The sequence below is a fragment of the Streptomyces coeruleorubidus genome (assembly GCF_028885415.1).
In the GTDB taxonomy this organism is placed as follows: Bacteria; Actinomycetota; Actinomycetes; order Streptomycetales; family Streptomycetaceae; genus Streptomyces; species Streptomyces coeruleorubidus_A.
The window spans coordinates 268014-291633 of the sequence record NZ_CP118527.1 but is presented as its reverse complement, the minus strand read 5'-3'; the positions used below and the strand labels follow the sequence as shown (position 1 = coordinate 291633).

The following is a 23620-nucleotide window of genomic DNA, read 5'->3' as shown; positions in this document are numbered from 1 at the left end:
GCCGCGTCCGCGTCCGCGTCCGACTCCGCCGCGGCCATGTCGCCGTCGGAATCCACCGTCGCCGCGCCACCGTCGGAATCCACCGTCGCCGTCCCGCCGCCCGGCCCCGCCGCGCCGGTATCGTCATCCGGTTCCGCCCCGCTCCCGGTCGTGCCCGATTGCTGTTGGGAGCGAGTGAAGAGCGACACCCGGTGGTCCTTCCGTGCGGTCTTGCTAGGCATGGCAAACAGGGCCCGGTCACCGAGCCTGCCACCACCAGTACGTCCGCACGTCACCTTGGGTTCAATCGACCGGCCGGAGAATCACCCGTCCGCCGCGATCGCGACCTCCCGCGCCCAGCGATAGTCCGCCTTGCCGCTCGGCGATCGCTGGACCGACTCCGTGATCACCAGCTGGCGCGGGATCTTGTAACCGGCCAGCCGGTCACGGCAGTGCCTTCGGATGTCCTCCAGTGACGGCCGCGCCGCACCCTCCCGCAACTGCACCACGGCCGCCACATGGTGGCCCCACTGCGGGTCCGGCACCCCGGCCACCAGCGCGTCGTAGACGTCCGGGTGGGACTTGAGGGCCTGTTCCACCTCTTCCGGGTACACCTTCTCGCCGCCGGTGTTGATGCACTGCGAGCCGCGGCCGAGGACGGTGACCACACCCTCCTCGTCGACGGTGGCCATGTCGCCGAGCAACACCCACCGCTCGCCGTCCTTCTCGAAGAAGGTCCCGGCGGTCTTGGCAGGGTCGTTGTAGTAGCCGAGCGGCACATGGCCGCACTGGGCGATCCGGCCCACCTCACCGGCCGCCACCGGTTCGTACGTGGCCGGGTCCAGCACCTGCGTGCGGGCGTTGACCCGGACCCGGAAGCCCCGCTCGGGGCCGGAGTCCTCCGTAGCCGTCCCGTTGAAACCGGACTCCGAGGAGCCGAAGTTGTTCAGCACCATGGCGTTCGGGACCAGCTCCTGGAACTGCCGGCGCACCGTGTCCGACATGATCGCGCCGGACGACGACACACTGAACAGCGACGAGCGGTCGATGTCCCGCAGCGGACCGCTCAGCGCGTCGATCAGCGGCCGCAGCATCGCGTCCCCGACCAGCGAGATGCTGCTGGCCTTCTCCTTCTCCACCGTCCGCAGCACTTCCTCGGGCACGAACTTGCGGTGGATCACGACCCGTTGGCCGAAGTTGAAGCCGATGAACGCCGTGAGGGTGGAGGTGCCGTGCATCAGGGGGGCTGTGGGGAAGAAGGTGATTCCCTCCCCGCCGGCCGCGACCCGGTCGGCCAGCTCCTCCGGCTTCTTCACCGGTTCACCGGTCGGCGCGCCCCCGCCGAGCCCCGCGAAGAACAGATCCTCCTGCCGCCACATCACACCCTTGGGCATTCCGGTCGTACCGCCGGTGTAGATGATGAACTGGTCATCGGGAGAGCGGGCCGGGAAGCCGCGCTCGGGCGACCCCGCGGCCTCCACATGGGCGAACTCCACACAGGGCACCGCGGCGGCCCCCGGCGCCGGAGAACCCACCCGGATCAGATGCCGCAGCCTCTCCGCCCGGGGCCGCGCGGCCGCCACCCGGTCCGTGAACTCCGCGTCGAAGACCAGCGCCACCAGATCCGCGTCGCGGTAGAGGTGCACCAACTCCTCTTCCACATATCGGTAGTTGACGTTGACCGGGACGATCCGCGCCTTCAGGCAGCCCAGCACGGTCTGGAGGTACTCCACGCCGTTGTAGAGGTGCAGCCCGAGATGCTCCCCGGGCCGGATCCCGCTGTCGAGCAGATGGTGGCCGACGCGGTTGGCCGCCGCGTCCAGCTCCGCGTACGTCAGACGGCGCTCCGCACCCGTGCCCGGATGGTCGACGTACACCAGCGCCTCACGGTCGGGGACCACGTCGACGACCGACTCGAACAGGTCGGCAAGGTTGTACTCCACCGCTCCTCCTGACCCCGGGACGTGCCTGGCATCGGACGGTTCGCCGGTCATCAGAGCAAAGGGCGGTCCAACTGTGAAGGGCTCGCGCGAAGAAATCTGACTGTCTGTCAGAAAACCCTTGAAGTGCCTCCCGCGCTACTGCAACCTGTTCTCGTTCCATGAGAGGGGAGTTGGCCATGGGTGGGACGGAACACCTCACCGTGCAGCGCGAAGGCGCCACGCTGATACTCACGCTCAACAGGCCCGAAGCCAGGAACGCGCTCTCGCTGCCGATGCTCGTCGGCCTCTACGACGGCTGGCTGGAGGCCGACGCGGACGACTCGGTCCGCTCGATCGTCTTCACCGGCGCGGGCGGCTCGTTCTGCTCGGGTATGGACCTCAAGGCCCTCGCCGGCCACGGCATGGCCGGAGAGGAGTACCGCGACCGGCTCAAGGCCGACCCCGACCTGCACTGGAAGGCGATGCTGCGCCACCACCGCCCGCGCAAGCCGGTGATCGCGGCCGTCGAGGGATACTGCGTCGCGGGCGGCACCGAGATGCTCCAGGGCACCGACATCCGTGTCGCCGGGGAGTCCGCGACCTTCGGTCTGTTCGAGGTGAAGCGCGGCCTGTTCCCCATCGGCGGCTCCACGGTCCGGCTGCAACGCCAGATCCCGCGCACCCACGCCCTGGAGATGCTCCTCACCGGCCGCCCCTACAGCGCCCGCGAGGCCGCCGCCATCGGCCTGGTCGGCCATGTCGTACCCGACGGCAGGGCGCTCGCGAAGGCACTGGAGATCGCCGGACAGATCAACTCCTGCGGCCCGCTGGCCGTCGAGGCCGTCAAGGCCTCCGTCTACGAGACCGCCGAGATGACCGAGTCCGAGGGTCTCGCGGCCGAACTCGCCCGCGGCTGGCCGGTCTTCGACACCGCCGACGCCAAGGAGGGCGCCCGCGCCTTCGCGGAGAAACGACCGCCCGTCTACAAGCGCGCCTGATCCGAAGGAGCCCTCCGGCATGCCCGAAGTCCTCAAAGCCCCTCTCGTCGTCGAGTTCCCCTTCACCCGCTCCCTCGGCCCCGTCCAGAGCGCCTTCCTGACCGGCCTGCGCGAACGCGTCGTCCTCGGTGTGCGCACCGGCGACGGCCGCACCCTGGTCCCGCCCGTCGAGTACGACCCCGTCACCGCCGAGGAGATCCGCGACCTGACCGAGGTCGCCCCCACCGGCACGGTCACCACCTGGGCCTGGAACCACGCCCCCCGCCGCGGCCAGCCCCTCACCACCCCCTTCGCCTGGGCCCTGGTCCGCCTCGACGGCGCCGACACCGCCCTGCTGCACGCCCTCGACGTCCCGGGCCCCGACGCCGTGCACACCGGCATGCGCGTCCGCATCCGCTGGGCGGAGGAACGCACCGGAGCCATCACGGACATCGCCTGCTTCGAGCCGTACGACGGCAGCCGGGCCCAACCGACGGGGCACACGGGGGAGTTCGCGGACCCGGTCACCGGCATCGTCGCCGCCGCCCGCCTCGACTACACCTACTCGCCCGGCCGCGCCCAGACCGCCTACATCAACGCCCTCTCCGGCCGCAGGACCGTCGGCGAGCGCTGCCCCGCCTGCCGCAAGGTCTACGTCCCGCCGAGGGGTGCGTGCCCCACATGTGGGGTGGCCACATCCGAGCAGGTCGAGGTAGGGCCGCGCGGCACAGTGACCACGTTCTGCATCGTCAACATCAAGGCTGCACACACGGCGAATCTCGACATCGAGGTGCCCTACGTCTACGCCCACATCGCCCTCGACGGCGCCGACCTCGCACTGCACGGCCGTATCGGCGGCATCCCGTACGACGAGGTCCGCATGGGGCTGCGCGTCGAACCGGTGTGGACGGAGGGCGCCCGCTACCCCGACCACTACCGGCCCACGGGCGAACCGGACGCGGACTACGACACCTACAAGGAGCTGCTGTGACGAGCGCACCGGGGGACCGCCAGATCGCCGTCGTCGCCTTCGCCCAGACCGTCCACCGGCGCAGCAGCGAGGAGCTCTCCGAGGTGGAGATGCTCATGCCGGTGCTGCACGAGGTCCTCGACCGGACCGGCCTGAAGACCGCCGACATCGACTTCACCTGCTCCGGCTCCAGCGACTACCTCGCCGGCCGCGCCTTCTCCTTCACCCTCGCCCTCGACGGTGTCGGCGCCTGGCCGCCGATCTCCGAGTCGCACGTCGAGATGGACGGCGCCTGGGCCCTGTACGAGGCCTGGACCAAACTCCTCACCGGTGACGCCGACACCGCCCTGGTCTACTCGTACGGCAAGTCCTCGCCCGGCTCGGTCCGCGACGTCCTGACCCGCCAGCTCGACCCGTACTACGTGGCACCTCTGTGGCCCGACTCCGTGGCGCTCGCCGCCCTCCAGGCGCAGGCCCTCATCGACGCCGGCGACACCGACGAGCCCGCCCTCGCGGCCGTCGCCTCCCGCAACCGTGAGGCGGCGTCCGCCAACCCGCACACACAACTCAAGGGGCCGGTGGCGCAGGGGGACTACCTGGTCCGGCCCCTGCGCACGGGTGACTGCCCACCCATCGGCGACGGGGCGGCCGCCGTGATCCTCGCAGCGGGCGACCGGGCCCGTGACCTGTGCGCACACCCCGCCTGGATCCGCGGTATCGACCACCGCGTCGAGGCGCACGGCCTCGGTGTGCGCGACCTGACCGACTCGCCGTCCACCCGCCTGGCCGCCGAACGGGCGGGTGCCTTCGAGCGGCCCGTCGACACCGCCGAGCTGCACGCGCCCTTCACCGCCCAGGAGGTCGTCCTGCGCAAGGCCCTCCGCCTCGGCGACGGGGTCGTCGTCAACCCCTCCGGCGGAGCCCTCGCGGCCAACCCGATCATGGCCGCCGGTCTCATCCGCATCGGCGAGGCCGCCGCCCGCATCCACCGCGGCGAGTCCGGCCGCGCCCTCGCCCACGCCACGTCCGGCCCCTGCCTCCAGCAGAATCTCGTCGCCGTACTCGAAGGGGAGCCCCGATGAGCAAGGAGCCCGTGGCCGTCGTCGGCATCGGCCAGACCAAACACGTCGCGGCACGCCGGGACGTGTCCATCGCGGGACTCGTCCGGGAGGCGGCCCGACGCGCCCTGGACGACGCCGAGCTGACATGGGCCGACATCGACGCCGTCGTGATCGGCAAGGCGCCCGACTTCTTCGAGGGCGTCATGATGCCGGAGCTCTACCTCGCCGACGCGCTCGGCGCCGTCGGCAAGCCCATGCTCCGGGTGCACACCGCGGGCTCGGTCGGCGGATCCACCGCGCTTGTCGCCGCCAACCTCGTCGCGGCCCGCGTCCACGGCACCGTCCTCACCCTCGCCTTCGAAAAGCAGTCCGAGTCGAACGCCATGTGGGGCCTGTCCCTGCCCATCCCCTTCCAGCAGCCCCTGCTCGCGGGAGCCGGCGGGTTCTTCGCCCCGCACATCCGCGCGTACATGCGCCGCAGCGGCGCACCCGAGACCGTCGGCGCCCTCGTCGCCTACAAGGACCGGCGTAACGCGCTGAAGAACCCCTACGCCCACCTGCACGAGCACGACATCACCCTCGACAAGGTCATGTCCTCGCCCATGCTCTGGGACCCGATCCGCTACTCGGAGACCTGCCCCTCCTCCGACGGCGCCTGCGCCATGATCCTCACCGACCGCGCCGGAGCCGCCCGGGCACCGCGACCGCCCGCCTGGATGCTCGGCGGCGCGATGCGCAGCGAACCGACCCTCTTCGCCGGCAAGGACTTCGTCTCCCCACAGGCCGGCCAGGACTGCGCGGCCGACGTCTACCGGCAGGCCGGGATCACCGACCCGCGCCGCGAGATCGACGGCGCCGAGATCTACGTCCCGTTCTCCTGGTACGAGCCGATGTGGCTGGAGAACCTCGGCTTCGCCGGCGAGGGCGAGGGATGGAAGCTCACCGAGGCGGGCGTGACCGAACTGGACGGGGACCTGCCCGTCAACATGTCGGGCGGCGTGCTGTCCACCAACCCCATCGGCGCCTCCGGCATGATCCGCTTCGCGGAGGCGGCGCTCCAGGTGCGCGGACAGGCCGGGGAACACCAGGTGGACGGCGCCCGCAGGGTCCTCGGCCACGCCTACGGCGGCGGTTCGCAGTTCTTCTCGATGTGGCTCGTGGGAGCCGAACCCCCGGACTCCTGAAAGGTCCCCTTCACGTGCCCTGTTGGCCGTGGGGCACGATCGCTAGGCTGGCCGCGGACGACGAATCGGGAGGAGCACGGACGTGGCCGAGACCACCACCCAGCAGCGCCCGCTCACGGGCTGGGACAAGCCGGAGCTGGACCTCACCAACGCACAGTGGCAGTCCAGCAGCCGGGGGCGGGGGGATGTCCAGATCGCCTTCGTGGAGGGCTTCATCGCCATGCGGAACAGTGCCCGCCCCGAGAGCCCTTCTTTGATCTTCACGCCCGCCGAGTGGGGCGCGTTCGTGTCGGGAGCGCGGGAAGGGGAGTTCGACCTCACCTGACGCGCCGCCGCGCGACCTCGACCGCGGCACCATGCGAACCGTCCCGGACGGCCGTGACCCCACGGCCGATCCGGGGGTGTTCCGCCCGCATTCGCCGGACACGCGACCTGAGACGCCCTCCCGGGGCCCGCGCCTGAGCCAGGCTGGGCCCTCAGGCACGGTCGTATCCCGGAAGGCGAGGAACCCATGAGCACCCTGCCGGTCATCGCGGCGGTCGACGGTTCGGACCACAGCCTGTGCGCCCTGGAGTGGGCCCTCGACGCCGCCCGCCGGCGTTCGGCGCCCCTGCGTGTGGTGCACGTACGCCAGTACGCCCACTGGGCGCAGCCCGAGCTGCTCGCCGTCGCACCGCCGGACCCGCAGGACGACCCGGTGCTCGACCGGGTGCGGGCCCACCTCGAGGGCATCGACGGCCTGCCGGACACGGAGTACCTCGGCCTGGAGGGGGCGCCGAGCGCCGTCCTGCCCGAACAGGGCGCCTCCGCTCAGCTGCTGGTCCTGGGTTCCCGGGGCCGCGGCGGCTTCGCCAGCCTGCTGCTCGGCTCCAACGGCATCGCCGCCGCCCGCGACGCCGAATGCCCCGTCGTGGTGGTGCACCCGCCCGGACGCGACATCGAAGGCGAGGCGCAGACCGGATCCGGCTCGCGCGTGGTGGTCGGCCTGAAGGTGGACGGCCCCGACGAGGCCACACTCGAGTTCGCCTTCGCCGAGGCCGCCCGGCGCTGTGCCCGGCTTCAGGCGGTCGCCGCCTACCCGTGGCCCGCGCAGCCCTGGATGATGCCCGGCGAACTGCCCCCGCCGATCGTCGACCAGAACGTCATCGAGGACGAGACCCGGATCCTCGCCGAAGGCTTCCTCGCCCCGTACCGCGAACGGCACCCCGACGTCCCGGTCGAGCCGGTCCCGGCGGCGGGCGACGCCGCCGGACACCTCGTCGCGGCCTCCCCGGGCGCCGACCTCGTCGTCGTGGGCCGCCACCGGCGGCACCTGCTGGCACCGGCCCGCATGCTGGGCTCGGTCACCCACGCCGTCCTGCTGCACGCCGCGAGCCCCGTCGCGGTGGTCCCGCCGGCACCGCCCGAGGACTGACCCGGCTGTAATGGATATCGGCAGGCCTATCATTAGGCTCATGCGGGAACCGATCAGCAGGGACGCCCGGCTCGCCCTGGACCTCGCCCTCACCATCCGGCACGACGGCAACGGCGGCGTCGCCGACGACCTGTCCGAACCGGCAGACCTGACCGCCTGGGTCCGGGCACACCCCGAGGTCCTGCCGGACGCCGGCCGTTTCACCGCCGACGCCGCGCAGCTCGCCGCCGTCCGAGACCTGCGTGCCGCCGTCCGCGCGCTCTTCACCCGCGCGGTGCGCCCCGGCGAGCCGAGCCCCGCCGACGCGGCCCGCCTCCTGCCCGTACCCGAGGCCCTACGGCGCCTCAACGCGGCCGCCGCCCGCACCCCCACCGTGCCCGTCCTGGACTGGCCCGAGGGTGCCGGACCCGACGTCCGTCAGCGGCCCCTGCGCGGCGGCGACGACCTGACGTCCGCCCTCGCGCGCGCCGTGATCGCGTTCCTCGCAGGCCCCGACCGCGACCGACTGCGGGCCTGCCACGCGCCCCGCTGCGTGCGGTACTTCCTCAAGGACCACCCGCGCCAGGAGTGGTGCAAACCGTCCTGCGGCAACCGCGCCCGGGTGGCCCGCCACCACCAACGGCACCGGACGACGGCCTAGGTGTGCTGTCCGGGCGGACGACGGGACTTTGCGGACACCCCTAGGGCCGATCGGGTCGCCGCCCGGCCGACACTTCGCAGGCCGGGCCACGTACCATGGCGGCATGTCGTTCCTCCGCCGCCGCAGCGCCACACCCGCCGGGCCCGACTTCGACGTACTGGCCATGGACCCGGGCGACTGGCCCGGCAACCTCGGTGCGGGACTGCTGCCCGCCCCCGACGGCACCTGCCAGGGCGTCTTCCTGCGTTACGACCTGTTCGGCGGCCGCGGTCCCGCGATGATCATCGGCAATCTGCCGGAGGGCTCCCCGGCCCGCGAGGTCCCCGAGGGCCAGGTCCCCTTCGAGGTGGCGCAGCTGCTGCTGGCGCTGGAGAACGATGAGGAGGTCACCGTCGTCGGCACCGAGGACGTGCCGGTGATGCAGGGCGACAACCTCCTGATCGTGCGCCGCGTCAAGCTCTCCGAGAGCCGCATCTCCTGCGTGCAGTTCGACCGCAGCGACAACGTCCTGGTGACCATCGCCGCCTGGGACCGCCCCATCACGGACGACCTGTACGCCCTCCTCAAACCGCTGCCCGCGGAGTTGTTCCAGCAGGGCTGAGCGGCAGTAGGCCAAAAACACCAAGAGGCCGCTGTGCGCCTGACCAGGCGCACAGCGGCCTCTTCGTCCCCGTCAGCGAGTGCCGACCGCCGCGCGCACGGCCCGCCGGGCCATCTGGCAGTCGTCGTGCAGCCGCCGCAGCAGCAGCCGCTGCTCCTCGCCGGACGGCGCAGCACCAGGGTGGGCCGTACCCGGTGCCGCCGGGGTCGCGTCGTGCATCGAACGCTGCACGGCCGTCTCGTACGTACGGATCTCCCGGGTCAGCACCAGCATCAGGTTCACCAGGAAGGCGTCCCTGGACGCCGGGCCCGCCGACTGCGCGATCTGGCTGATCTGCCGACGCGCGACCGGTGCGTCCCCGAGCACCGACCACAGCGTCGCCAGGTCGTACCCCGGCAGGTACCAGCCCGCGTGCTCCCAGTCCACCAGCACTGGACCGGCCGGTGACAGGAGGATGTTCGACAGCAGTGCGTCGCCGTGGCAGAACTGGCCCATGCCCTGCCGCCCGGCCGCCTGAGCGATGCCGTGCAGCAGCTTCTGGAGATCACCCAGGTCCCGGTCGGTGAGCAGGCCCAGCTCGTGGTACCGCGAGATCCGGGCCGCGTAGTCCAGCGGGGCGTCGAACGTGCCCGCCGGCGGCCGCCAGGCGTTCAGCCGGCAGATCGCACCGAGTGCCGCCCTGATGTCCGCCCGCGGCGGCGCCTCGGCCGGGTGCCGCTGGAGCGCCGCCACCCGCCCCGGCATGCGCTCGATCACCAGTGTGCAGTTGTCCGGGTCCGCCGCGATCAGTCTCGGCACCCGCACGGGAGGGCGGTGCCGGACGAACGAGCGGTACGCCGCTATCTCGTGGCGGATCCGCTCGGACCAGGCGGGGGAGTGGTCCAGTAAACACTTTGCGACGGCCGAGCTGCGACCGGTCGTGCCGACCACAAGCACGGACCGCCCGCCCAGGCGCAGGACCTGCACCGGGGCGAACTCCGGGCAGATGCGGTGTACCGACGCGATCGCCGTGCGCAGCTGCGCGCCCTGGGGGCCGGACAAGTCGAGTCTCCCGCTGAGCGGTTGGGTGCCGAGTACCGCGCCGCGCCGTGCCCTGCCCGCACCGAGCACGGGGGCCGCCGGCCGCGCGGGGGCGAGGTAGGGGCCGCTGTCCGTGGGACGGGGGTGCAGCGGCCGGGGCGGTGCGGACACGGAGGACGATGCTGCGTACATGGGCGAAACAGATCCCTTCGTGTGCCTGCGACGACAGTGCGCCACCCGGCCCGGGCTCCCGGGAGCACCCTGGGGAATGTCCCTGCGGCGACCGGGTCGGGATGGCGCGTTCCTACCTGACACCCGATGACCAGTGGCACACCATCTGGCGCACCCTGGCGAACCCTGGCGAATAGTCGCCCGGCAAGTCTCCCCGGGCTACTGTCAACTCAGCCGAGAACCTGGGGGCTTGACGTGAGCGGACAACCCAACACCCGGCTCGCGGACCTGTTCGGCCTGGCCGGCTGGTCCAAGGGCGAACTCGCGAGGCTGGTCAACCGGCAGGCGGCGGCCATGGGCCATCCCCAGCTGGCGACCGACACCTCCCGGGTGCGGCGTTGGATCGACATGGGAGAGATCCCGCGCGATCCGGTGCCGCGGGTGCTGGCGGTTCTGTTCACCGAGCGTCTCGGCCGTGTCGTGACCATCGAGGACCTCGGTCTGGTCCGGCACGGGCGTGCGGGGAAACGGCCACGCGGCGGGAGTGCGGAGTCTCCCGACGGAGTGCCGTGGGCGCCCGAGCGGACCGCCGCGGTCCTCACCGAATTCACGGGAATGGACCTCATGCTCAACCGACGCGGCTTGGTGGGCGCGGGCGCCGCGCTCGCCGCGGGATCCGCACTCAGCAGCGCCATGTACGACTGGCTGCACACCGACCCTGCCCTGGCTGCCGACGCTCCCGACCTCGACCATCCCCTGCACGCCGACCCCGCTGGGTTCGACCGCTACGAGGCCGCCCCCATCGGGTCGCAGGAGATCGAGGAACTGGAGCGCTCGGTCGAGGTGTTCCGCGCCTGGGACGCCGCCCGCGGCGGCGGGCTCCAGCGCAAGGCCGTGGTGGGCCAGCTCAACGAGGTGGGCGGCATGCTCGCCTACCGTCACCCACCCCATCTCCAGCGGCGCCTGTGGGGCGTCGCGGCCAACCTGGCGGTCCTCGCGGGCTGGATGTCGCACGACGTCGGCCTGGAGCCCACGGCCCAGAAGTACTTCGTCATCGCCACGCACGCGGCCAGAGAGGGCGGGGACCGGCCCCGCGCGGGCGAGGCACTCTCCCGCGCGGCCCGCCAGATGGTGCACCTGGGCAAGCCGGACGAGGCCCTGGACCTGATGAAGCTTGCCATGTCCGGCTCCGGCGACGAGGTGCTGCCCCGCACCCGGGCGATGCTCTGCACCATCGAGGCCTGGGCACAGGCCTCCATGGGCAAGGGGCAGGCCATGCGCCGCACGCTCGGCCAGGCGGAGGACCTGTTCGTCTCCGACAAGGCCGACGTACCGCCGCCCGACTGGATGCAGACCTTCAAGGAGGAGGACCTCTACGGCATGCAGGCCCTGGCCTACCGCACGCTCGCCGAGTTCGAGCCGGGCGCGGCCGCGCATGCCCAGCACTACGCGGAGAAGGCGCTGGCCCTGCGGATCGACGGCCGGCAGCGGTCGAAGATCTTCGACTATCTGTCGATGGCCTCGGCGTGCTTCATCGCGGACGACCCCGAACAGGCGGACCGGTACGCGCGCCTTGCTCTGGTGTCGATGGGCTCCAACTCCTCCCACCGCACCTGGGACCGGCTGCGCCAGATGTACCGGCTCACCGCCCAGTACTCCGGCTACCCGAAGATCCAGGAGCTGCGGGAGGAGATCAAGCTCGCCCTGCCGAAGACGAAGGGCAGGGGCGGCAACAACGCACAGGCCTGAGTTTCCTATGCCGTGATCTTGGCGACGAGCACACAGGCGTTGTCCGCGCGCTCGCTCTCGCCGAACTCCTGGACCACCGTCCGCAGGCAGTCCTGTGCGGTGGAGGTTCCGGTCAGACGCGGCGCCAGGTCGAGGAGGAGGTTCGCGGCCGCCGTTCCGGTGTGCCCGGGTACCAGCCCGTCGGTGTGCAGGAGCAGCAGGTCGCCCACCTCCAGGGTCTCTTCGGCCTGCCCGTAGACGGCGCCCGAGGTGGCGCCGAGCAGGACGCCGTCCGGTGCGCCCAGCACACGCCCCGTCCCGTCGCGGAACAGCAGCGGGGCGGGGTGTCCGGCCTGGGCCCATGTCAGGGTGCGGGTCGCGGGGCGGTAGCGGCAGCAGACGGCGCTGCCGAGGGCGGGTTGCACGGTGGCGTCGAGTAACTGGTTCAGCCAGGCCATCAGTTGTCCGGGCGGGGCTCCGGCCATCGCCATGCCGCGTACGGCACCGAGCAGCATCGTCATGTTCGACGCGACGCCGACGCCGTGTCCGGTGAGGTCGCCGACGCTGAGGAGGGTCTCGCCGTCGGTCAGTTCGAGCGCGTCGTACCAGTCGCCGCCGATCAGTGTGTTCGTGGACGCCGGCAGGTGCCGGGCCGCGAGGTCGAGGGTCCTGGGCCCCTGGTGCGGGAGCCGCAGGGAGCCGCGCCACGGTGGCAGCACGGCCTCCTGCAACTCGACCGCGAGCCGGTCCTCGGTCTGCGCGTCCTGCCGCCGGTCGGTGAGCGAGTCACGGGTCTCGCTCACCATCCGCTGGCTGCGGCGCAGTTCGCTGACGTCCCGCAGCACGGCCCACATCGAGGCGGTGCTGCCGTCAGTGTCGAGGACCGGTTCGCCCATCATGTGCACGGTGCGTACGTCGCCGTCCCGGCGTGCGATGCGGAACTCGCCGTCGATGGGCCGGGCGTCGACGAGGCAGTTCGTGACCATCGCCGTCAGCTTCGGCCGGTCCTCGTCGAGCACCAGGGACGGCAGCTCGTCGAGGGTGAGCGGGGGAGCGGCGGGGTCGCGGCCCAGGATCTGGTAGAGCTCCCCGGACCAACTGGCCTCGTCCGTCAGCAGGTTCCACTCGGCGCTGCCGACCCGGCTGAGCAGCGAGCCGGGTGCGGGCGCGGCGGGTTCCGGGGCCGTCGTGGGCCGAGGTCCGTCCCGTAGCTGGGCCAGGTGCTCGTCGAGGTCGTTGAGCTGGTGCAGAGCCAGGTCGTACAGGGCGCGCTGCCAGCGTTCCCGGGGTGGTCCGATCCTTCTCCCTCGGCGTCGCGCCGCACGGCGTCCACGTCGCCCTTGAGCCGTCGCGTCTGCGATATCAGCGCGTCGACCGAGCCGCGGGGCGGCTGGGCGGCTGGGCGGTCCGCGGAGAGGTGGGACGGCATGACGCACTCCGATGCGGGGACGGTTCGACCAAGGCGGACGGAGGGACCGTTACGACTGTTGCACAGCCCGCCACGCCCTGTAAGGGATTTGGCAACACACGATACGGTGGTGCTTCTGGCATATGCCACAGTCTCACGGAGTTACTCCGAGGTAGATGCGGAGCGACCCCTCCTGAGGGTCAAGTCGTAGATTACACAGGGGGTTTGACCGCTCGTCGGGTTCGCAGTACTCGGTTGCCGCGAACGTTCGACGGCCTCGTGTTCGAGAGTTTCAGTACCGCAGAACGCCTGCGATGCCCTCCGCCTCGCCGAGTGCGCCGTCCGGTACGAAGCGGACGTCGGCTCCGGTCTCCAGGCACTGCTCGACTATCTCGTCCACGATGTCCTCGCGGGACTCGAGGTCCTCGCTCTCGGCGAGGATCAGATGGTCCCCGGCGTCGCGGACCGTCACGCGGTAGTTCTCCTCGACGGCCAGCAGCCGGACGCGGCCGTCCCGGGCGCTCTGCCAGAGCTCGTCGACACCGGCGGCGAACTCCCGTCGCCCGCGGGCCGTTTCGAGGGCGCGGGTCACGGCGTCGGTGCTCCTGCGGGCCTCCGTCTCGATCACTGGACGAATGGCCTGCCACACGGACTCGGGCGTCCCGTGCGCCAGGCCGCCGTGCGGGACGTGCACCGCCCCCTTGGTGGCGCTGCCGACCTCGTCCAGCAGGGCGAGGGCGGCCGGCGGGCCGGTGACGTACAGCGGTCGCGAGTGTTCGCGCAGGACGGTGCTCATCGCGGTGTCGGTCTCGCGCAGGAACTGGCGCGTGCGCTCCTCCCGGAAGGCGCTCGCCTGGTCGCCGATCCGCTGCTGCCGCTCCGGGTCGAAGTTCTCCACGCGGCGGGTCAACGGGAAGCCGTCGGCGCGTTCCTCGACGACACGGTCGACGCCGCCGTTCCACAGGGTGGCGCGGTCGGCGGAGAGCGACAGTATCCAGAACGGCCGCCCCGCCGTCTGCGCGGAGACCAGGTTGCGGGTGAGGAAGGTGTCCGAGAGCACCACCCGCTCGGGCACGGACCGGGCGAGCGACCACACCTGGTGCTCGCTCGACGCGGCGAAGATCGCCAGGCCGTCCTCGGCGTGGGTCAGATCGACCTCGGACAGGGCCTGGTCGAGGTGCCGGGCGACGTCGGTCCGGCGTTCGCGGCTGACCGCCGGATCGGCCTCCAGCTGCCGCTTGGCCTCGGCCACCATATTGCGCAGCCGGACCTGGTCCTGGGTTTTGTAGGGCTCGCGCCGGTGGGTCGGCGTCAGCACGGAGACCGCGGGGTAGGGGCGCGGGCGCCGCAGCTCGGCAAGGGTCGCGGGACTCAGAACGTGCTCCATGACAGAACGATAGAGCCGATTCACCATTGGGGCATTTGGGGCAGCCGGTCCGCCGGTTCGAGTGCTCGTGGCCGCCTTCGCGGGTGCAGGCTGGGAGGGCTGGAGAGGAGGTGGCTGTCGATGGCGCGCCTGGTGGTGGACGGCGAGGACGTCGTGGTCCGGCTCGCGCTGCGGGAAGGGCTGTCTGCCCGGCGCCGCGAGGTGCGGGTGCCGCTGGCCGATGTGCGGGCCGTGCGCGTGGAGGGTGACTGGTGGCGGAGTCTGCGCGGCATGCCGCTGGGCGGGCGCTGCCGTCCCGGCCGATGGTGCGTGGGGAACGGATCCATCCTCTCGGCCGGGACTTCGTCGCGGTGCGGACGGGTGTTCCCGTCGTGGTCGTGGATCTGTGGCGACCCGTGCCGTTCACGCGTCTGGCCGTCTCCGTCGCGGACGCGGAGCAGGCCGCCGAGGCGCTTCGGCGGCGCTCGCGCAGGTGAGGGCTGGGCGCACCGTCCCGGACGCTCGAAATGTGGATGGGTGATGCAGCTTATTTGCGGGAGGTAGGCATATGTGCGGCATCACCGGCTGGGTCTCCTCCGACCGCGACCTGAGTGCCGAGGCGGCGACCCTGGACGCGATGACCGAGACGATGGCCTGCCGCGGGCCCGGACGACCGCGGCGTCTGGGCCGAGGGGCCCGCCGTCGAGCTGCGCTGCGAGCTCACCGCGCGCGGCCACCGCTTCACCGCCGACTCCGGCACCGGGTGTGAGTGGTTGAGGTACAGAAAGTGCCGCTGAGATTGATCTTGGTCCGATCTGCCTGCTGTGTGGGGCTTCGAGCTGGCGGGGCACTGCGCCGGCGCGCAGCTCGCGCAGGTCCGGGATGTGATTGCAGAGCGTGCCCGGCGAGACGCCGAGCAGCTTGGCGATCGAGGTGATCGAGCGGCCCGGGTCGGGCAGCGGGTGGGGGCTTTGACAGAAGGTCTCGCGTGCCGGACGGCAGATTCTGGAGGTCCGCGCGAAATCCCCTTGCTCAATGGTCAAGAATCGTTGACCATTGCTCGCATGCCTACCGATGATCTTCCCGAGACGTTTCACGTCACCACGGACGAGCAACTGCGCGCCGTCTCCAATCTCACGCGCCACCGGATCATGGCCGTGCTCCGCTTCGAGCCGGCGACGATTACGCAGATCGCCGAGCGGGTGGGCCTTGCGAAGGGGAGTTCCAGCTATCACGTGCGGCTGCTGGAGCGGGCCGGCCTGGTGAAGGTGGTACGGACGCGGAAGGTCCGGGGGGTCACCGAGCGGTACTACGCGATGGCCGCGCGGGCGATCGTGCTGCCGGACCCGGGCGAGGGAGGCCCGGATGTGCTGATGCGGCATGCGGTGGCGGACCTGGAGGCAGCGCCGGCGGACGGCGAGCGGCACGTGCGGATGGCGCATCTGCGGCTCACCGAGGAGCAGTTCGCGCAGCTGGGGCGCGGCTGCAGGCACTGGCGGACGAGTACAGGGAGCTGTCCGATCCGTCGCTGCCGGACGCGTCACTCGTCTTCGCCCTGTTCCACCCGGCACCGCGCGAGCAGGCCGAGGGGAGCGCCAAGTGACCTCAGGTGTTCGGAAGTTACCGGCCGGGTTCGGACGCCTGTGGACCGCGCAGACGGTGTCCTCGCTCGGTGACGGGGTGTCGCATGCCGCGCTGCCGCTGCTCGCGTTGACGTTGACGCGGGATCCGATGGCGCTCGCCGTCGTCACGGCCGCCGGACGCTGCCGTGGCTGCTCTTCGGGGTGCTCGGCGGTGCGCTGGTGGACCGCTGGGACCGCCGGCGCACGATGTGGGGCATGGACGCGGCGCGTGCGGTGCTGCTCGCGATACCGGCGGCAGCGGCCGCGCTCGACGTGCTGAGCATTCCGCTGCTCGCGGCCGTCGCTTTCCTGCTCGGCCTCGGCGGACTCTTCTTCGACACGGCCGCCACGGCCTATCTGCCGGATCTACTCGGCCGCGACCCCGCACTCTTGGAGCGAGCCAACTCTCGCTTGCGCGGAGCCCAGACCGCCATGGCCGGCTTCGCGGGGCCGCCTGCGGGCAGTGCACTGCTCGCACTCGGGCGGGCGGTTCCGCTGCTCGCCGACGCGGTGTCGTTCATGCTCTCCGCACTGCTCGTACGTACGCTGCCCGCCATGCCCCGGCCCGTTCCGGAGGTCCGCGAGTCGCTGCTTCGGCAGGCGCGGGCCGGGGCCTCGTACGTCTTCCGGGACCGGCTGCTGCTCGGGCTCGCCCTCCGCCCGGCGGTCGGGAACGTCGCCTTCCTCGCTGTGGAGCCGTCCTCGCCCTCTTCGCGCACGACCGCCTCGGCATCGACACCTACGGCTTCGGCCTGCTCCTCACGGCGGAGGCCACCGGCGGCCTGCTCGGTGCAGGCATCGCCTCCTACCTTGGCCGACGACTCGGCACTGGCACCGCACTGACCTGCACAGCCGCCGTCGAGGGCTTGCCATCCTGGGCCTGGCCGCTGCCCCGAACCCATACGTGGCCGGGCTGGCGCTCGCCGTCTGCGGGGCCGGCATGGGCGCCACGATGGTGCTCGGGCCCTCCTCCGGCAGGCGATCGTCCCGGCCCACCTCATGGGCCGGGTCGCCTCCACCTCGCGCATGCTGGCCATGTGCGCCGCCCCCATCGGGGCCTTCCTCGGCGGCTGGCTGGCCACCACCTACGACATCCGCACCCCGCTCTACGCCGCCGCCGTCCTCCTCCTGGCGATGACGGCCATCACGGCATCCATGACCAGCAACCGCCGGGTCGAAGCGGCACTGCGTGCCGCCGCCCCGGACGGCGTTCCAGGTCACCCGGTATCCAAGGATCCCGCCCAGGAGAGTGCACCCGACTTGTTGTGACGCCTGCCTCGAAGGCGTCACAACAAGTCGGAGCCAGGCCCCCGGGGCGCAACGAGTAGCCGGGTCGGTCGGGTGTGCCGGCCGTCAATCCTCGTCGTCCTCGGCGGCGTCCGGGTCCCGGAAGGGGCGCAGCGGGGCCGCTGGCTTTGATGTTGAACAGGTAGCGGCCCAGGATGTTGATGCCGGTCCTTGAGCGGGGAGAGGCGGGCGACGTCTTCGTCCTTGATGTCGTGGCCCTCGGCACGGAGCCGGGCCACGGCGGCGTCCAGGTAGCGGGTGTTCCACAGGACCACGGCGTTGAGGACCAGGCCGAGAGCGGCGAGCTGGTCCTCCTGGCCTTCGCGGTACGCCTGGCGGATCTGGCCGCGACCGCCGTGGCAGATCGCGCGGGCGAGGCGGTGGCTGGATTCCTGCACGGTGAGCGGCCGGTTCATCAGGCGCCGGTAGGTGTCGTCCATCGGGTCGACCAGGGCGAGCAGGTGCATGGTCTTGCCGATGCGCCCGTACTCGGCGAAGGCCGCCCCCAGCGGGGTGGGGTGGCCCTCGCGGCCGAACATCCGCAGCAGGTCGTAGGCCCGGACCTGGTTGTGGACACCTCGCTCTTCCTGCTCTTCCGGGCCGCGAACGGTCCACGGCGGCCCTGTCCGGCGAGTCGGCCGACGAGGTCTTCGGCGGCTACCGGCAGTTCTTCGGCGAGGAGGCCCGCCACGCCGACACCTTCCCCTGGCTGGTGCGCCTCGGCCGGCACTTCGACGACGACTCCGACGTCCTGCGCCCGGAGCTGGTCAAGGCCCTCGACCTGGAGTCGTACGTCGCCGACAGCTACCGCTCGGCCGTCGCCGGTGTCCAGCGCCTCGACGGCGAGAGCGACTTCGAGTTCCGGATGCGGCGGATCAGCACCCTCCACCTGACCGGTTCGTACGCATCCTGTTCGACCGCAAGGACCGCGCCAGCACGGCCGTCGGCCTGGAGGTCCGGGTGCCGTTCTGCGACCACCGGCTCGTCGAGTACGTCTACAACGTGCCCTGGGCGCTGAAGTCCTTCGAGGGCCGGGAGAAGAGCCTGCTCAGGGAGGCGACCGCGGACCTGATCCCGCGGTCCGTGTACGACAGGGTCAAGAGCCCCTACCCGTCCACGCAGGACCCGGAGTACGCGGTGGCCCTCCGGAACCAGGCGAAGGACCTCCTGGCACGGCCGGATCACCCTGCTCACTCGGTGTCGTGGTCGGAGCCGCAGGAACTGCCGTCCGGCGGGAGGGTGCCGTACAGCAGGAACGCGTCGACCTTGCGGTGCACGCACTTGGAGGAGCCGTAGCCGGTGTGGCCCTCACCCCGGTTGTCGAGCACCACGGCCGACGACCCGAGCCGCTCGGCCGTCTCCACCGTCCAGCGGTACGGTCGCCCCGGGTGCCGACGAGCAGGATCCTCGGGTGTCGAGGTCCTTGACCTCGTCACGGATGAAGTCGGTGCCCTTGGGGCGGCCGTAGCACATCAGCACCTGGGTCAGCCGGTACCGGCCGAAGACCGGCGACGCCTGCTCGTACCGGGCGCGCAGCCGGCGGAGCTCCCTGCGCACCTGCTCGCGGCGGGGCGGTCGGGATCGTCCGCGCAGTTGACCGCCATCAGCGCCGCCTGCAGGTTGTCCAGGGGCACGTCCTCCGGGTCGACGAGCCCGCCGCGGGCCGCCCCCCACGGCGGGAGGGCCACACCCCCGGACGCGAAGGCCTCCAGGCGGCTGGTGTCGCCGTCCTCGAGAAGCTGCGCGACGGCCCGCTGGAGCGAGGGCCACAGCTCCCTGCTGTACAGCCCTTGCGCGAGGGCGCCAGCGAAGTCCTGGCCGGAGAACGTCTCGCCGAAGTCGGTCGCACCGGGTTCTCGTCGAGCGACTCGACCACCTGGACGACGTGCTCCCTGGCCTCCCGCGGATTCTGCCCGAACGGGCAGGCGATGTCCTGCGTGCACACAGGCGAGGAAGTTCTCCAGCGCGGTCTGCTGCCCCGTGCGTTCACCACGCCCTGCTCGACAGCGGCTCGGTGAGCGTGTCGACGCCGTCCAGCACCATCCTGCGACCTTGTCGGGGAACTGGGCCGCGTACACCGCGCCGAGCCGGCTGCCGTAGGAGAAGCCCAGGTAGTTGAGCTTGCCGTCGCCGAGTGCGTCGCGCATGACGTCCAGGTCGCGGGCGGCGTTCACCGTGCCGATGTGGGGCAGAACGGGGCCCAGTGCTCGGTGCACTCGGCGCCGCGTCGCGCAGCTTTTCGAGCACCGCCTGCGGATCGGCCACGGCCGCGTCGCCGTCCGTCGCCTCCAATGCGTCGTCCGAGGCGGTGCCGCAACTGACCGGCGAGGAGCGGCCGACGCCACGGGGATCGAAGGCGACCACGTCGTAGCCGTTCGTCAGGCCCATGAAGTCCTTGCCGGCCATGGCGAGTTGGCCCACGCCCTGACCGCCCGGGCCGCCGAAGTTCAGCAGCACCGAGCCCCGGGATTTGCCCGTGGCCCGGTAGCGGGCCAGGGCGAGATCGAGGGTCGCTTTCCCGGGTTGGGCGTAGTCGAGGGGGACGGTGACCTTGCCGCACTGGAGGTCCTTCGGCATGTCCTTGCCCTCGCACGCCGACCACTTGACCTTCTGGTCGTAAAAGCGTCCCAGGCCGGGCGCGGGTCGTCCGCGGCCGGCAGCCCCGCACCAGCAGGGCCAGCCCGGCCGCACAGGGGACCGCGCAGCGCCTCACCGTGGGGCGCGTGGACAGCTTGGCCAGCATCGATGCCTCCAGGGGGCGCCCCGCAGCGGACCGGGGACCGGCGCCCTCGCTCACCATAGCGGGCACTGCAAGCCCCGCCTCCGGACGAGCGGGCGGGGCGCGGTGCCCTATCCTGCGCGGCGCGTCGTGTATACGAAGGGCTTTACCGCTAGTTCGACAACCGGGCCGCTCGATGGAGTGAAAGGCCGATAAGCCATAACTCGGATCGGCCGTCCGCGTTTTATCTCGTGCGGGTGAGCGCCCGCGACGATGTCTGGAAGGCAGGGAACCTATGAAACGGGTTACCCGAAACGGTGTGATCGCCGTCGCCGCCGCCTCTGGCGCGATGGCCCTGACCGTCCCCGCGTACGCCGGGTCCGGGGCGGACGGCTCGGCGGCCGGTTCGCCCGGGGTGGTCTCCGGCAACACCGTCCAGCTGCCGGTGCACGTCCCGGTGAACGTGTGCGGGAACACCGTGAACGTGGTGGGGTTCCTCAATCCCGCCGCGGGCAGCAGCTGCGCGAACCAGGACGACGGGCGGGCCGGCCGGCCCGGCGAGCCCGGCGGCGCGGTCGCGGAAGGCAGCGGAAAGGATTCACCGGGCGTGGTCTCCGGCAACGGCGTGCAGCTGCCCGTCGACCTGCCGGTCAATGTCACCGGCAACTCCGTGAACGTGGTCGGCATCGGCAACGCGTCGACCGGCAACGAGTCCTCGAACACCCCGGGCGACCGCCCGGTCCGCCCCACCACCCACCCAAGCCGACGGCCCGAAGCCGCCCACCCCGCCTCGGCCTCAGCCCGCCCCGAACAGGCTCCGCACACCGCCCCGCGCGCCACCGGCGCCCTGGCCCACACGGGCACGGACCACACTCTCCAGGCGGTCTCGGCGAGCGCGGCGCTGGTGGCCGGGGGAGTGGTCCTGCGCCGGCGGTTCCGCCCGGGGGCGGAGGGCTGAGGAGACGGCTTGCGGCGTTCCGCTCAGCGGCTTCCGGAGCCGGCTCGCCGTGTTCGCCGGGCTCGTCAGGGGAGGGCGACCACGGCCGGGGTACCGGCGCCCTTGTGGGCCGCGGGATACCGGCGGCCCTTGCGGGCCAGGTCTCGACCGGCCTGCCGGCGGGGCTCCGGAGGGACCCGCCGCCGAGGTCCTGCCGCCCGGTCCCGAAGGACGGAGCCCGCGCGGCCTCACTCGCCGGATTCCACGGCGACCGTGCTGCGATTGGTGCAGCGGAGCCCGGTGGGACACGCGGGCGTGTCCCACCGGGCGCCCACCACGTGAAGTCCCGCCTGCACCGCGACGCCCGGCACGCCCTCTCGCCGCACCCGGCGGACGCCCGCGTACAACCAGTACGCGGGCGTCCGCCCGGTGCGCCCCCAAGCTCTTCGAGCAGGGGCCCCAGACACGCATCGAACGCCGCAGGGCCCGCCCTTCCGGCGGACGACGGGGCTTTGCGGACACCCCCTAGGGTGCCGCATCGCAGGGGACGTCGGCGGCGCTCCGGTTCGCCCTTGGGCGGCAGCCCGTGGGCCGCGGCGCTTCGGTTCGCTCAGCGCACGGCCGGGGCGGACGGCGAAACCCCGCCCCCTCGTCCCGCAGCCGCAGCCGCAGCCGCAGCCGCACCAGACCCCGGGTCGGTCGCCGGTGACCGTCGGTGACGGCCGGACCGGTGCCCTCAGACCGCCTCCGCCACCCCCGTCAGCAGCACCATCCCGGAATCGCCGTAGTCCGGCAGGGTCGGGTCCGAGTCGATGTGGGTCACGTCCAGGTCGCGGGTCAGGGGGGTGAAGACCTCGGTCACGGTTGCCGGGTCGACCGGGCAGCCCGGCCAGCGGGAGGCCGGGCCGATGCGGTACGTCGGCATGTTCTCCATGAACACGGCGACCAGGTGGCCGCCCGGCTCGACGCTGCGGACGAAGGTGCGGCAGAAGTCGGCGAACTCGGCGAAGTCCTCCGTGGCGCCCTCGGCGACGAAGTGCATGGAGGCGAGTTCGTACGAGCCGGGCGGCAGGGTCCGGACGTCGGCGTGGACGACGTTCACATGCGCCAGCGCCCCGGCCAGGGTCGCCGGCACGTCCGGGTTGAGCCGTCGGCACAGCGCGTGGAAGGGGAGCCAGCTCGCGTCCAGGCGGTGACAGATCTGCTCCTGGAGGTAGGCGACGTTGCTCGCGCCCGCCTCCACGGCGTCGATCCTGCGGCTCGCGGCGGACGCGAGGATCAGCGGGTAGAGGTTGGGACCCGCCCCGAACTCCACCGAGCGGGCGATGGCGCCCGGCCGGAAGCGGCGGTAGAAGGCGCTGTGGTGCGCGATGACGGCCGCGTCCGAGGGATGCACCTCGCGGTAGTTCTCGCGGAGGTAGTCGGCGACCGGCCAGCGGTCCCAGTCCACGTCGTCGTTGTGCGTCGTCATGGCCGTCTAGCCCTTCAGCCGCAGCGGGAAACGCTCGGACAGCCGGGTCAGGGTCCCGTTCAGGCGGTCGATGTCGTCGTCGGAGTTGAGCGCCGTGAGCTGGATGCGAAAGCCCACCCGGTCGCGGGGCACGAGCGGATAGGCGGCGAGCGTCACGTAGATGCCCTCCCTCCACAGGTACGCGGCGACCGCGTCCAGGTCCGCGGGGTTCGCCAGCGGAACCTCCACGATGGGCAGCCGGTCCGTGTTGAGGATGCTCACCCCGAGGCCCTCCAGGTGATCGAGCACCCGGACCGCCTTGCGGTACAGGTCGGCTCGGATGGCGTCGCCCCGCCGCTCGTTGACGTCCAGCCCGGCCAGCGCGGTGGCCAGCGACGACGTCGGGGACGGCCCCGAGTAGAGGTAGGGGCCCGCGGCGGTCTTGAGGCGGTTCTTGAGCTCCGACGGCAGCGCCAGGAACGCGAGCAGCGACGAGTACGCCTTGGAGAAACCGGCCACGAGCACGATCCCGTCGTACGACTCCCCGGTGTGCCGCACCACGCAGTTGCCCCGCATGCCGTACGGGCAGGACTCGCCCGGCCCGCGTTCCCCGATCACGCCGAAGCCGTGCGCGTCGTCGACGTACAGCGTCGCTCCTTCGGCCCGGCACACCGCGGCCAGCGCGGGCAGGTCGGGCATGTTGCCGCTCATGCTGTTGACGCCGTCCAGGCACCCAGCCGGGGCGTGCCCGGCGGCACCCTCGACAGCAGGGCGCGCAGCTCGTCGAGGCGCTCGGCGTGGAAACGGTGCAGGGTGGCGCCCCGGGAACGGGCCACCACGCAGCCGTCGTAGACCGTCCGGTGCGCGGTCGCCTCCACGAAGACGTGCCCGTCCTCGGCCAGCGCCGGGATCACCGAGGCGTGTATCAGCGTCAGCGTGGGCAGCAGCAGCGTGTCCGGCGCGCCCAGCAGCGCGGCGAGCCGCGCCTCGATGTCGGGGTACAGCCGCGGACTGCCCAGCAGCCGCGACCAGCTGGGGTGCGTGCCCCACTGGCGTACCGCGGGATCAACGGCATCCATGATCTCCGGGTCCAGTCGAAACCCAGGTAGTTGCAGGACGCGAAGTCGATCAGCCAGTGGTCGCCGCTGCGGATGTGCCGGCCGC

The 23620-nt window shown here is 71.9% G+C and carries 19 protein-coding genes and 6 pseudogenes; 15 read left to right on the top strand and 10 right to left on the bottom strand.

All coding sequences use genetic code 11. The features are described from left to right. Positions 1-302 precede the first annotated feature (302 nt). On the bottom strand, positions 303-1922 hold the full coding sequence (locus tag PV963_RS01520; protein ID WP_274813801.1) for an acyl-CoA synthetase: 1620 nt from the start codon (positions 1920-1922) through the stop codon (positions 303-305). Between the two features lie 176 nt (positions 1923-2098). On the opposite strand from PV963_RS01520, the gene PV963_RS01515 reads away from it, so the two are divergent. The 8 genes from PV963_RS01515 to PV963_RS01480 all read left to right on the top strand — a co-directional run bounded on the left by PV963_RS01515 (position 2099) and on the right by PV963_RS01480 (position 8748). Beyond that, positions 2099-2899: a crotonase/enoyl-CoA hydratase family protein gene (locus PV963_RS01515; protein WP_274813800.1), complete on the top strand. Its 801-nt coding sequence runs from the start codon at positions 2099-2101 to the stop codon at positions 2897-2899. A gap of 19 nt (positions 2900-2918) precedes the next feature. After that, a complete protein-coding gene (locus PV963_RS01510; RefSeq protein ID WP_274813799.1) occupies positions 2919-3869 on the top strand; it encodes a Zn-ribbon domain-containing OB-fold protein in 951 nt (316 codons plus the stop codon). After that, entirely contained in the window at positions 3866-4930 is a 1065-nt protein-coding gene (locus PV963_RS01505) for a thiolase domain-containing protein (RefSeq protein ID WP_274813798.1), read from the top strand. The genes PV963_RS01510 and PV963_RS01505 overlap by 4 nt, the downstream gene beginning before the upstream one ends. Next, complete coding sequence (locus PV963_RS01500; RefSeq protein WP_274813797.1) at positions 4927-6093, top strand: thiolase domain-containing protein; 1167 nt, start codon at positions 4927-4929, stop codon at positions 6091-6093. Before PV963_RS01505 ends, PV963_RS01500 begins: the two co-directional genes overlap by 4 nt. 82 nt (positions 6094-6175) lie before the next feature. Beyond that, on the top strand, positions 6176-6418 hold the full coding sequence (locus PV963_RS01495; RefSeq protein WP_010033039.1) for a DUF397 domain-containing protein: 243 nt from the start codon (positions 6176-6178) through the stop codon (positions 6416-6418). A gap of 186 nt (positions 6419-6604) precedes the next feature. Beyond that, positions 6605-7507, top strand: coding sequence for a universal stress protein (locus PV963_RS01490; RefSeq protein WP_274813796.1), 903 nt, complete (start codon positions 6605-6607; stop codon positions 7505-7507). Positions 7508-7547: 40 nt separating this feature from the next. Continuing rightward, positions 7548-8147: a CGNR zinc finger domain-containing protein gene (locus tag PV963_RS01485; protein WP_274813795.1), complete on the top strand. Its 600-nt coding sequence runs from the start codon at positions 7548-7550 to the stop codon at positions 8145-8147. A 103-nt stretch (positions 8148-8250) separates the two neighbouring features. Beyond that, the gene (locus tag PV963_RS01480) at positions 8251-8748 is read left to right on the top strand and encodes a hypothetical protein (RefSeq protein WP_193506544.1); all 498 of its coding nucleotides are present in this window, start codon (positions 8251-8253) and stop codon (positions 8746-8748) included. 72 nt (positions 8749-8820) lie between these two features. Here PV963_RS01480 and PV963_RS01475 read toward each other — a convergent pair whose 3' ends face one another. Then, positions 8821-9960: an aminoglycoside phosphotransferase family protein gene (locus PV963_RS01475; protein ID WP_274813794.1), complete on the bottom strand. Its 1140-nt coding sequence runs from the start codon at positions 9958-9960 to the stop codon at positions 8821-8823. A 234-nt stretch (positions 9961-10194) separates the two neighbouring features. Here PV963_RS01475 and PV963_RS01470 point away from each other — a divergent pair, with 234 nt between their 5' ends. Further along, a complete protein-coding gene (locus PV963_RS01470) occupies positions 10195-11688 on the top strand; it encodes a hypothetical protein (RefSeq protein WP_274813793.1) in 1494 nt (497 codons plus the stop codon). Between the two features lie 5 nt (positions 11689-11693). Here the strand turns inward: PV963_RS01470 and PV963_RS01465 are convergent. Both PV963_RS01465 and PV963_RS01460 read right to left on the bottom strand, forming a co-directional pair. Then, positions 11694-13096: pseudogene (locus PV963_RS01465) on the bottom strand (PP2C family protein-serine/threonine phosphatase). Positions 13097-13367: 271 nt separating this feature from the next. Further along, positions 13368-14462 carry a chemotaxis protein gene (locus PV963_RS01460; protein ID WP_274813792.1) on the bottom strand — a complete coding sequence of 365 codons (1095 nt, stop codon included), beginning with the start codon at positions 14460-14462 and terminating at the stop codon, positions 13368-13370. 251 nt (positions 14463-14713) lie between these two features. Here PV963_RS01460 and PV963_RS01455 point away from each other — a divergent pair, with 251 nt between their 5' ends. The 4 genes and pseudogenes from PV963_RS01455 to PV963_RS01440 all read left to right on the top strand — a co-directional run bounded on the left by PV963_RS01455 (position 14714) and on the right by PV963_RS01440 (position 17332). Continuing rightward, a complete protein-coding gene (locus PV963_RS01455) occupies positions 14714-14938 on the top strand; it encodes a hypothetical protein (RefSeq protein WP_274813791.1) in 225 nt (74 codons plus the stop codon). A 71-nt stretch (positions 14939-15009) separates the two neighbouring features. Beyond that, positions 15010-15202, top strand: a pseudogene (locus PV963_RS01450) (asparagine synthase (glutamine-hydrolyzing)); the annotation flags it as partial. A 303-nt stretch (positions 15203-15505) separates the two neighbouring features. Next, positions 15506-16044 (top strand): annotated as a pseudogene (locus PV963_RS01445) (ArsR/SmtB family transcription factor). Then, positions 16041-17332 (top strand): annotated as a pseudogene (locus PV963_RS01440) (MFS transporter). Before PV963_RS01445 ends, PV963_RS01440 begins: the two co-directional pseudogenes overlap by 4 nt. 84 nt (positions 17333-17416) lie before the next feature. Here PV963_RS01440 and PV963_RS01435 read toward each other — a convergent pair. Then, positions 17417-17925: pseudogene (locus PV963_RS01435) on the bottom strand (Tn3 family transposase); the annotation flags it as partial. Here PV963_RS01435 and PV963_RS01430 point away from each other — a divergent pair. Next, positions 17920-18538 (top strand): annotated as a pseudogene (locus PV963_RS01430) (asparagine synthase-related protein); the annotation flags it as partial. The pseudogenes PV963_RS01435 and PV963_RS01430 sit on opposite strands and share 6 nt — an antisense overlap. A 2-nt stretch (positions 18539-18540) precedes the next feature. Here PV963_RS01430 and PV963_RS43405 read toward each other — a convergent pair. Both PV963_RS43405 and PV963_RS43400 read right to left on the bottom strand, forming a co-directional pair. Beyond that, entirely contained in the window at positions 18541-18714 is a 174-nt protein-coding gene (locus PV963_RS43405) for an alpha/beta hydrolase (RefSeq protein WP_342456344.1), read from the bottom strand. Positions 18715-18834: 120 nt separating this feature from the next. Further along, positions 18835-19566 (bottom strand): alpha/beta fold hydrolase, encoded by a 732-nt coding sequence (locus PV963_RS43400; RefSeq protein ID WP_342456343.1) that lies wholly within the window; start codon positions 19564-19566, stop codon positions 18835-18837. A gap of 798 nt (positions 19567-20364) precedes the next feature. On the opposite strand from PV963_RS43400, the gene PV963_RS01420 reads away from it, so the two are divergent. Continuing rightward, on the top strand, positions 20365-21027 hold the full coding sequence (locus tag PV963_RS01420; RefSeq protein ID WP_274813790.1) for a chaplin: 663 nt from the start codon (positions 20365-20367) through the stop codon (positions 21025-21027). A 715-nt stretch (positions 21028-21742) separates the two neighbouring features. On the opposite strand, the gene PV963_RS01415 is transcribed toward PV963_RS01420, so the two are convergent. Genes PV963_RS01415 through PV963_RS01405 form a run of 3 tightly spaced genes read right to left on the bottom strand, consistent with a single transcriptional unit; the run spans position 21743 to position 23535 of the window. After that, the gene (locus tag PV963_RS01415) at positions 21743-22477 is read right to left on the bottom strand and encodes a class I SAM-dependent methyltransferase (RefSeq protein WP_274813789.1); all 735 of its coding nucleotides are present in this window, start codon (positions 22475-22477) and stop codon (positions 21743-21745) included. Between the two features lie 6 nt (positions 22478-22483). Then, entirely contained in the window at positions 22484-23167 is a 684-nt protein-coding gene (locus tag PV963_RS01410; RefSeq protein ID WP_274813788.1) for an aminotransferase class I/II-fold pyridoxal phosphate-dependent enzyme, read from the bottom strand. Further along, positions 23164-23535 (bottom strand): hypothetical protein, encoded by a 372-nt coding sequence (locus PV963_RS01405; RefSeq protein ID WP_274813787.1) that lies wholly within the window; start codon positions 23533-23535, stop codon positions 23164-23166. Before PV963_RS01405 ends, PV963_RS01410 begins: the two co-directional genes overlap by 4 nt. Between the last annotated feature and the right edge of the window lie 85 nt (positions 23536-23620).